1 protein-coding gene is annotated in these 2,503 nt (G+C 74.5%); it reads left to right on the forward strand.

From position 1 onward, the window contains the following. On the forward strand, positions 1-2,503 hold a 2,503-nt coding region (locus tag AB0G02_RS35145; protein ID WP_360803230.1), incomplete at both ends, for an SDR family NAD(P)-dependent oxidoreductase.

Raw genomic sequence — 2,503 nt, forward strand, 5'->3', positions numbered from 1 at the left:
GCGGGCGCGACGGGGTCCGACGGCGAGTCCACGCTCGAACTGCTGCGCCGCCTGGCCGCGCAGCGCGTGGAGCTGCCGCTGGAGGCCATCACGGCCAGCACGCACCCGCTGGACGACCTGCACCTGAGCTCCATCACGGTCGGCCAGCTGGTCAACGAGGTCACCCGCACCCTGGGCCGCCCGGCCCTGGAGGGCACGACCAACTTCGCCACCGTGCGGATGGGCGAGCTGGCCGACCTGATCGACTCGCTGGCCGACACGGCGCACGCCGACGAGCGCGACAGCGGCGAGGTGCCGGGCGTCGCGCCGTGGGTGCGGCCGTTCCTGGTGGAGCACGTCGAGCGCGAGCTCGTGGCGGCGACGCCGGGCCCGGTGGGGGAGTGGACCGTCTACGCCCCCGAAGGGCACCCGCTGGCCGAGCTGCTGAAGGCCGGCCTGCCCGGCGACGGCGTGCTCCTGCTGCTGCCGCCGGAGGGCGGTGAAGAGCACGTCGGCCTGTTCCTGGAGGCGGCGCGCGACGTGCTGGCGTCCGGCCGCAGGCTGGCGGTCGTGCAGCACCGGCTCGGCGCGTCGGGCCTGGCCCGCACGCTGCACCTGGAGGCGCCGCACATCCCCGTGACGCTGGTCGACCTCGCGCCCGAGCAGGCGAGCCCGGACACCGATGTGGTGGCGCGGGTCGCCGCCGAGGTCGCGGCCACCAACGGCTTCTCCCAGGTCCGGTACGACGCCGACGGCGTCCGCACCGTGCCGGTGCTGCGGGCGGTGGCGGGCCAGGCAGAGGGAACGCCCCTGGACTCCGGCGACGTGCTGCTGGTGACCGGTGGCGGCAAGGGCATCACGGCCGAGTGCGCCATCGCGATGGCCACCGACTCGGGCGCGTCCCTGGCGCTGATCGGTCGGGCCGACCCGACCGCGGACCCGGAGCTGGCGGCCAACCTGGCCCGCATGACCGCGGCGGGCATCAAGCACCGCTACGAGCGGGCCGACGTGACCTCCGCCGAGCAGATCGCCGTCGCGGTGGCCAAGTTCCGCGCGGAGCTCGGTGAGGTGACCGCCGTGCTGCACGGCGCGGGCCGCAACGAGCCCAAGGCGTTGACCGGTCTGTCCGAAGAGGACTTCCGGGCCACGCTGGCGCCGAAGATCTCCGGCCTGAACGCGGTGCTGGACGCCGTGGACGCCGACCGGATCAAGCTGCTGGTCACGTTCGGCAGCATCATCGGCCGGGCGGGTCTGCGCGGCGAGGCGCACTACTCCACGGCGAACGACTGGATGTCGGAGCTGACCGTCGACTTCGGCGTGAAGCACCCGCAGGCGCGGGTCCTGGCGCTGGAGTGGTCGGTCTGGTCCGGCGCGGGCATGGGCGAGCGGCTGGGCGTGGTCGAGGCGCTGATGCGCGACGGCATCACGCCGATCTCCACCGACGCGGGCATCGCGGTGCTCCGCGAGGTCCTGGCCGACCCGACCGTGGGCCCCGTGCTCGTGGTCTCCGGTCGCGCCGCGGGCCTGCCCACGTTGGAGATGGCGCGCACCGAACTGCCGCTGGCCCGGTTCCTGGACCGCGTGCTGGTCCACTACCCGGCGGTCGAGCTGGTCACCGAGGCCGACCTGTCCGACCCCAGCGACCCGTACCTGGGCGACCACCTGCTCGAAGGCGACCTGCTGTTCCCGGCCGTCATCGGCATGGAGGCGATGACCCAGGTGGCCAGTGCCCTCACCGGGCACGACTCGCCGCCGGTGCTGGAGGACGTGGAGTTCCTGCGGCCGGTGGTCGTGCGGCCGGGCGGGTCGTTGACGGTGCGGATCGCGGCACTCGCCCGCGACGGCGGCACCGTGGACGTGGCGATCCGCGCCGAGGACACCGGGTTCTCCGCCGACCACTTCCGGGCCCGACTGCGGTTCCCGCGGCCGGAGATCCCCGGCGAGGCGGTCGACGGCGCACCCGTGCTGCCGCTCGTGCCGGTCGACCCGGTCACCGAGCTGTACGGCAGCGTCCTGTTCCAGGGCAAGCGGTTCCAGCGGTTGCAGGGCTACCGGCGGGCGAGCGCCCGGCACGCGGTGGCCGAGGTCGCCACGGCCTCCGTGGCCACCTGGTTCGCCCCGTACCTGCCGCAGGACCGGCTGCTGGCCGACCCCGGCACCCGCGACGTGATGATGCACGCGATCCAGTGCTGCGTCCCGGACGCCACGCTGCTGCCGCAGAGCGTGGAGCGGCTGTACCTGGCCGCGCAGGTCGACCAGCTGGCGCAGTACGTGGTGATGGACGCCCGCGAGCGGTCGCAGGACGGTGACAGCTACACCTACGACATCGACGTGCGCGACCCCGACGGTCGGCTCGTCGAGCGGTGGGAGGGCCTGGTCCTGCGGGCCGTGCGCAAGCGCGACGGCGCGGGCCCGTGGACGCCGACCATGCTCGGCTCGTACCTGGAGCGCTCGCTGGAGCGGGTCCTGGGCGGCAGCCGCGCGGTCGTCGTCGAGCCCGACCCGACCGACGCCACCCCGGAGC

It is taken from the genome of Actinosynnema sp. NPDC023658 (assembly GCF_040639995.1).
Classification (GTDB): domain Bacteria; phylum Actinomycetota; class Actinomycetes; order Mycobacteriales; family Pseudonocardiaceae; genus Actinosynnema.